The sequence below is a fragment of the Aeromicrobium sp. REDSEA-S32_B7 genome (genome assembly GCF_001626145.1).
In the GTDB taxonomy this organism is placed as follows: domain Bacteria; phylum Actinomycetota; class Actinomycetes; order Propionibacteriales; family Nocardioidaceae; genus Aeromicrobium; species Aeromicrobium erythreum.
This window is the reverse complement of record NZ_LUNF01000097.1, coordinates 1-7,182: the sequence shown is the minus strand read 5'-3', so window position 1 is coordinate 7,182 and position 7,182 is coordinate 1. Positions and strand designations below refer to the sequence as shown.

Sequence of the window (7,182 nt, the reverse complement as noted above, 5' to 3'; positions counted from 1 at the left end):
TCGCCGTCGCCGCTACTCGACCAGCGGAACGTTCCGCTGGTCGAGTAGTCGACGCCGCGACGAAGGAGCTGGCGGAGGCGTATCGAGACCATTCCAAGCGGGCGCTGGGAGTCAAGCCACGCTGAGCCGTTGCCGGGTGGTCTCGATACGCATCCACGGCGCTCGTTCCTCGCGCGTGGCCGCTACTCGACCAGCGAACCCACCGTTGGTCGAGTAGGCGGGTCCGGCGAGGAACGAGCCTGGGCTTGACGTATCGAGACCACTCCAAGCGTTCGCTGTGGGTCGGCTCGCGCTGGGCCGTTGCCGGGTGGTCTCGATACGTCCGAGCCTCGCAAGCTCGCTCGGACTACTCGACCAGCGGGACCTTCCGCTGGTCGGGGGGAGGTGTGTCGAGACCACTCCAAGCTTCCGCTGGGGGTCGGTTCGCGCTGGGCCGCTGCCGGGTGGTCTCGACATACGGCACGGACGGTGTCGCTGGGCGAGTCGCGACGCGGCACTACGCTGGGGGCATGTCGTCGCAGCTGACCGTCGCCGAGGCCGCCGCGTTGCTCGGCGTGGCGACGGCGGAGGTGCACCGGCTCATCGCGACCGGGCGGGTCGAGCACCAGCTGGCCTGCTCCGGACGGTGCGAGCTGCTCGTCAGCGCCGAGTCGGTCGAGGCGCTGCGTTCGGCCGCCGGTCGGGCCTGACCTCGACGGTCGTCGCCCTCCTGGGTCGGCGCGCCGGGGCCGCGGTCCCGTGCTTCGATGAGGACGACGACGAGGACGCAGGAGGCATCACATGGGCAGGTTCGACGGCGACGTCGTGATCGTGACGGGCGGCGGGTCCGGCATCGGGGCCGCGACGGCGCGCCGCTTCGCGTCCGAGGGGGCGACGGTGGTCGTCGCGGGACGCCGCGAGGAGAAGCTGCGCGAGGTCGCCGAGTCCGCCGACGGCACCGTCGTGCCGCACCGCTGCGACGTCAGCGACGTGGCGGCGGTCGGGGAGCTCGTCGCCTCGACCGTCGAGACCCACGGCCGGCTCGACGTGCTCGTCAACAACGCCGGCATCGGACCGTCCGGGCCCGTGCCCGACGTCGACCGCGACGCCTGGGACGAGACGCTGGCGATCGTCCTCGGCGGCGTGTTCCACACGTCCCGCGCGGCGCTGCCCCACCTGCTCGAGACGCGCGGCAGCATCGTCAACGTCTCGTCGGTCTCCGGGGTCGGGGGCGACTGGGGCGCCGCCGCCTACAACGCGGCGAAGGGCGGCGTCACGAACCTCACCAGGGCCATGGCGCTCGACCACGCCGAGGCGGGGGTGCGGGTGAACGCGGTCGCACCGAGCCTGACGAAGTCGGAGATGACGGCGGGGATGGCCGACGACCAGGAGCTGCTCGACCGCTTCTGGGACCGGCTCCCGCTCGGCCGCGCGGCCGAGCCGGAGGAGGTCGCGTCGGTGATCGCCTTCCTCGCGAGCGACGACGCCTCGTTCGTCAACGGCGTCGTGCTGCCGGTCGACGGCGGCCTCACGGCGTCGAACGGGCAGCCCCGCCTGGGCTGAGGTCACGGTCCGGGCCCGCGACCCGGACCCACCTTCGAGGGTGTCGGCGCCGCACGCGACGGGCGCAGTCTCGAGGCGGCCGCCTGCCGAGGCGGCTCCGACTCGTGAAGGAGACCCCCATGACCCTCCAGGCGCGCCCGACGGACGTGGTCGACGACCTGCTGGCGACGTACGCCGACGTCGGCGCGGACGCGGCCTACCTCGCGTGCGACCGGCACGACCCGGCCGCGACCGCGTTCGTGCTTGTCGACGACGACCTCGTCGCGACGCTGTTGACGTACGGCGAGCTCGCCGAGGAGTCGCGACGGATGGCGGCCCTGCTGCGCGAGCACGGTGTCGCGCGCGGCGACCGCGTGCCGGTGCTGCTGGGCAAGCGACGTGAGCTGCCCGTGACGCTGCTGGCGCTGTGGCGCCTCGGTGCCGTGCACGTGCCGCTGTTCACGGCGTTCGCCACCGGTGCGATCCGCACGCGGGTGGAGGGGTCGTCGGCCCGCGTCGTCGTCACCGAGCCCGACCAGCGCAGCAAGCTCGACCCGCTGCCGGGGCTCGACGTGCTGGAGGTGGGCCCGGCGCTCGAGCACGAGCTGTCGACCGTCGAGCCGGTCGCCGAGCGGGTGGCGGTCGGCGGCGACGGCATGATCATGCAGCTGTTCACCAGCGGCACGACCGGCAGCCCGAAGCCGGTCACGGTGCCGCTGCGCGCGCTGGCGTCGTTCCACGTCTACCTGCAGCTGTCGCTCGACGTGCGCGAGGACGACGTGTTCTGGAACGCCGCCGACCCGGGCTGGGCGTACGGCCTCTACTACGGGCTGGCTGGTCCTCTCGTGGCCGGTCGGCCCAACGTGCTGCACACCGCCGGGTTCACGCCGGCCGGGACGGTCGCGGTCGTCGAGCGCCTCGGCGTCACGAACTTCGCCGGCGCCCCGACGATGTACCGCGCCATCAGCAAGAGCGGTCTCGTCGAGCACCTGCCGCTGCGGCGGGCGTCGTCGGCGGGCGAGCCCCTGACCCCGGACGTGCTGGCGTGGGCCCGGCGGGTGCTGGGGATCGAGGTGCGCGACCACTACGGCCAGACGGAGCTGGGCATGGTGATCTGCAACAGCTGGAACGACGACGTCGCCCGTCCGGTCAAGGACGGGTCGATGGGGGTGCCGATGCCCGGCTACGCCGCGGACGTCGTCGACGGGCAGATCGCGATCGACGTGCCCGCCAGCCCGCTGTTCTGGTTCGAGGGCTACCACGGCGACCCGGAGAAGACGGCCGAGCGGTTCAGTCCCGACGGCCGCTGGTACCTCACCGCCGACACGGGCTCGGTCGACGAGGACGGCTACTTCCAGTTCACGGCCCGCGACGACGACGTGATCCTGGCGGCGGGCTACCGCATCGGCCCGTTCGACGTCGAGAGCGTGCTCATCACGCACCCGTCGGTCGTCGACGTCGCGGTCGTCGGGCGGCCGGACCCCGAGGGGGTCCGCGGCGAGGTCGTGGAGGCGTTCGTGGTGCTAGCCGATGGGGTGCAGGACGGGCCGGAGCTGCACGCCGAGCTGACCGCCCTGGTGCGCGACGGCTACTCGCGGCACGCCTACCCGCGGCGCATCCACGTGCTCGACGCGCTGCCGAAGACGCCGAGCGGCAAGGTCCAGCGGTACCTGCTGCGCTCGCTGTGACGAGGCAAGGCGCGACGATCCGCTCGTACCCTCGAAAGGAGGGAGGCGTGACGTGAGGGGGCCTGGCTCGCTCCTGTGACCGGCGACACAGGAGGTGCCCGATGCCCGACCACCTGGCCCCGCAGGAGATCCTCACGCGGAGGCTCGACGACCTGCGCCGCGTGACCGGCCTGCCGCTGGTCATGGGCGGGCTCGTGCGCAGCCGCGAGCACTTCACGATCTCCGAGCTCCGCGGGGCGCTGACCACGTCGCTGCACCAGCTGCGGGTGCGTCAGGGGGAGGGCCTGGGCGGCAAGACGCTGGCCACCCGTCGGCCGGCGGCGGTCAGCGCCTACCCGCGCTCGGCGGCGATCACCCACCGCTACGACCGTTGGGTGGCACCCGAGCGGCTGCAGTCGGTGGTGAGCATCCCCGTGGGTGCGGAGGGACGGCAGCCGTCGGCGATCGTCTACCTGTGCGACCGGCGCAGCGAGCGGCTCGGTCTCGCCGTCGTCGACGCGGCGCGACCCGTGCTCGCGGGCCTCGCCGCCGACCTCGGGGCGGCCACGGCCGTCGAGGAGCGGATGCGGGCGATCAGCCTGCGGGCCGCGCCGGCGACCGACGACCCGCACGACCTGGCGCGCGAGCTCCGGCAGGTGGCGGATCTGACCACCGACCCGAGCACGCGAGCGCGCTTGGAGGCCGTGCTCGCGCGACTGCCCGGCCAGGGCGCGAGACGCCCGGCCGGCCCCCATCCGCTGGGTCGACGCGAGGTGGAGGTGCTGCGGCTGGCCGAGGAGGGTGCGACGAACGTCGAGATCGCCGACGCGCTCGGCCTCGTCGAGAGCACCGTGAAGTCCTACATGAAGTCGGCGATGGCGAAGCTCGGCGCGGAGAACCGCGTCAAGGCGGCCCGCGCCGCCAGGACGCAGGGCCTGCTCGACTGAGGGGCCGCGCGCCCACCTCCATCTCGCCGCGTCCTGCGGACCTGATGACGGTCCTCGCCGCGCAGATCGTCACGAGGTGCACACGCCGCGGGGTGGGTGGGGCCTAGGCGTCGACGTGCGGCAGGGGCAGCGCGCAGAGCCGCTCGGCCTCGGCCGCGTCGAGCCCGAGCATGCGCAGCAGCTGGCCGGTCAGCTCCTCGACGTCGTCGACGGCGACCAGGTCGGGGTGCGACGAGCGCAGGCGCAGGAAGCCGAGCAGAGACCCCCCCACGGTGCTGAGGGCCAGCGGCAGGTGGGTGACGGTGAAGCGTCCGGCCGCCATCGCGTCCGCGAGGTCGCGCGTGGCCCGCGGCGCGAGACCGTCCTCGAGGTCGAGCAGGTCGAGGCCGAACTGGTTGAGCACGTCGGCGAGCGCGGGGTGGGTCCAGGCGAGCCGCGCCGAGATCCGGAACGACAGCGCGAAGCGGGTGGCCGGGTCGTCCGTGTCGGCGACGGCGGCGTCGATGAGCCGGGCCCACTCCTCCAGCACGTGGGCGGTCGCGGCCTGGAAGAGCTCCTCCTTGCTCGTGAAGTGGTTGTAGAAGGAGCCGAAGCCGACGTCGGCCGCGTCGGTGATCTGCTGGATGGTGGCCGTTGCGGCGCTGCCGTCCACGATGAGCCGCTCCGCCGCGGCGAGCAGCGCCGCGCGCGTGCGCGCCCGTCGTCGGTCGACGCGGGGGCCGTCGCTCGTGCTCGTGCCGTCGCGCATCTCGTCCCTCCTCCGCTGCCGTCGGGCCAGCCTAGTGGTCGGCTCGTGCGGTCCTGGGGCTTGTCCCGACCACGGCCAGCACCTATATTGATGATCTCATCAGAAATGTAGGGATTCATCAGATGTCGGCACCCGACCTTGCGCACGACGCCAGCCACGAGCACGCCCACGACCACAGCCACCGCGACCTGCACAGCGAGCAGGGGCGTCGACCGGGCGAGCACGTGGGCCGGTCGGCGCAGCCGGTGGTCAAGGTGCGCGACCTCGCGTGGCTGGAGTTCGAGAAGCCCGACCTCGCGGCCGCGGAGGTGTTCGCGCACGCGTTCGGGTTCAGCACGACCTACCGGAGCGCGACCGAGCTGAACCTGCGGGGCGCGCTGCCCGGCGCGCCGTGCGTGGTCGTGCGGAAGGGTCGGGGGTCGCGGTTCGTGGGACCGGCGTTCGCCGCCGAGACGGCCGACCTGCTGCGGCTCTCGGAGCACACCGGCGTGCCCGTCCGTCGCCTCCCCGAGCACCTCGGCGGCCACGTGGTCGACCTGCGCGAGCCGGCGGGGGCGCGCGTGCGGGTCGTCGCCGGCGTCATCGAGCACCCCGCGCTGCCGACGCAGCAGCCGCAGACGCTCAACGTCGGGTCGGAGGTCGAGCGAGTCAACGCCGCGCAGCGCCCGCCGCGGCAGCCGGCCGTCGTGGAGCGCCTCGGCCACGTGGTCCTGCAGTCCGACCGCTACCTCGCCTCGCTCGACTGGTACCTCGACCACCTGGGACTCATCGTCTCGGACTTCCTGTTCTTCCCGGGCCAGCGCGACCGCGGCCCGACGATGGCCTTCATCCGCTGCGACCGGGGCAGCGAGCCCGCCGACCACCACACGCTGGCCATGACCCTCGGGCCCCGCAGCCGCTACGTGCACTCCGCCTACCAGGTGGCCGACCTCGACGCGCTCGCCGCGGGCGGCGAGCACCTGCGCGACCTCGGCTACCGGCACTCCTGGGGCATCGGCCGGCACATCCAGGGCAGCCAGCTGTTCGACTACTGGCGCGACCCCGACGGCTTCCTCGTCGAGCACTTCAGCGACGGCGACCGCTTCGACGCCTCCCTCGAGCCGGGCTGGGCCGAGATGACGGCCAGCGGCCTCGCCCAGTGGGGCCCGCCCGCCACCGCCGACTTCCTCGGGGTCGCACCCGGCAAGGAGTCGCTTCGGGAGCTGCTGTCGATGACCACCGCCCTGCGCTCGGACAACGAGTTCGACCTCGACCGCCTCCTCGGACTGATGAAAGTGGCCCGCTCATGACCCTCCCCGTCCTCCGCACCGCCGACGCCTGGTGGCTGCGCCGCCCCGACGGCGCCGTCCGCGTCGCGACGTCGGCGACGACGACCGCCGAGCTCCTCGCCGACCGGGCCGCCGTGCTCGCGGCGCGCGACGGCGGCGACCCCGTGCCGGTCGACTCGCTCGTCCTCGTCTCTCCGGTCACCGCGCCGTGCCGCGTGGTCGCCCAGATGGCGAACTACGCCAGCCACGCGAAGGACGCGGGCATGGACCCGTCGCGCGTGCCGCTCGCCTTCTTCCGCAAGTCGTCGGGCTCGATCAGCGGCCCGTCCGACCCGATCGTGCGGCCCGCGCACGTGACGCTGCTCGACTACGAGGTCGAGCTGGGCCTCGTGGTCGGTCGCGCCGTCACGGCGGGGGAGGAGGTCGCAGCCTCCGACCTGCCCGACCTCGTCGCCGCGCTCGTGGTGGCGAACGACGTCTCCGCGCGGGACCTCCAGCTGCCCAAGACGCAGTTCTACGAGTCCAAGTCCTACCGCACGTTCACCCCGGTCGGCCCGGTCCTGCTGGTCCTCGAGGACGGCGAGCTCGAGCGTCTGCCCGAGCTGCGGCTGCGGCTGTGGGTCGACGGCGAGCTGCGCCAGGACGAGCTGGCCTCCGACATGATCTACCGCCCCGCCGAGGCCCTCGCCGCCCTCGCGCGGTTCCAGGACCTCGCACCCGGCGACCTCGTCCTCACCGGCACGCCGGCGGGCACCGCGCTGAGCGCTCCGCCGGCCATCGTCGAGAAGGTGGGAGCCCTCCTCCCGCCGCACGTGAAGTGGCGGATCTTCCTCGGCAAGCAGGTGAAGGACCGCCGCTACCTGCAGGACGGCAACCTCGTCGAGGCGTCCATCGCGACCGACGACGGTGCGCTCGACCTCGGTGCGCAGCGCACGGTGGTGCGGTGGACGCGATGAGCGTCGCGACGGTGCTCCTCGTCGTCGTCACAGTCGTGCTCGTGGCGACGGGCCTGCTCAAGCTGGTCGCTGCCC

The 7,182-nt window shown here is 73.3% G+C and carries 7 protein-coding genes; 6 read left to right on the top strand and 1 reads right to left on the bottom strand.

The window, feature by feature from the left end; all coding sequences use genetic code 11:
• Nucleotides 1–509 precede the first annotated feature (509 nt).
• The 4 genes from A6Q79_RS07220 (at nt 510) to A6Q79_RS07205 (ending at nt 4,135) form a co-directional block, all read left to right on the top strand.
• Nucleotides 510–689 (top strand): helix-turn-helix domain-containing protein, encoded by a 180-nt coding sequence (locus A6Q79_RS07220; protein WP_067860206.1) that lies wholly within the window; start codon nt 510–512, stop codon nt 687–689.
• Between the two features lie 91 nt (nt 690–780).
• Entirely contained in the window at nt 781–1,542 is a 762-nt protein-coding gene (locus A6Q79_RS07215) for an SDR family NAD(P)-dependent oxidoreductase (RefSeq protein ID WP_286690509.1), read from the top strand.
• A gap of 119 nt (nt 1,543–1,661) precedes the next feature.
• Nucleotides 1,662–3,209 (top strand): AMP-binding protein, encoded by a 1,548-nt coding sequence (locus A6Q79_RS07210; protein WP_286690508.1) that lies wholly within the window; start codon nt 1,662–1,664, stop codon nt 3,207–3,209.
• A 101-nt stretch (nt 3,210–3,310) separates the two neighbouring features.
• Nucleotides 3,311–4,135 carry a LuxR C-terminal-related transcriptional regulator gene (locus A6Q79_RS07205; protein WP_286690507.1) on the top strand — a complete coding sequence of 275 codons (825 nt, stop codon included), beginning with the start codon at nt 3,311–3,313 and terminating at the stop codon, nt 4,133–4,135.
• A 103-nt stretch (nt 4,136–4,238) separates the two neighbouring features.
• On the opposite strand, the gene A6Q79_RS07200 is transcribed toward A6Q79_RS07205, so the two are convergent.
• Nucleotides 4,239–4,883 (bottom strand): TetR/AcrR family transcriptional regulator, encoded by a 645-nt coding sequence (locus A6Q79_RS07200; protein WP_067860198.1) that lies wholly within the window; start codon nt 4,881–4,883, stop codon nt 4,239–4,241.
• A 122-nt stretch (nt 4,884–5,005) separates the two neighbouring features.
• Between A6Q79_RS07200 and A6Q79_RS07195 the strand changes: the two genes are divergently transcribed.
• Together A6Q79_RS07195 and A6Q79_RS07190 are read left to right on the top strand one after the other, a co-directional pair.
• Entirely contained in the window at nt 5,006–6,172 is a 1,167-nt protein-coding gene (locus tag A6Q79_RS07195) for a VOC family protein (RefSeq protein ID WP_289017213.1), read from the top strand.
• Nucleotides 6,169–7,107 (top strand): fumarylacetoacetate hydrolase family protein, encoded by a 939-nt coding sequence (locus A6Q79_RS07190; protein WP_286690505.1) that lies wholly within the window; start codon nt 6,169–6,171, stop codon nt 7,105–7,107. Before A6Q79_RS07195 ends, A6Q79_RS07190 begins: the two co-directional genes overlap by 4 nt.
• Nucleotides 7,108–7,182 lie beyond the last annotated feature (75 nt).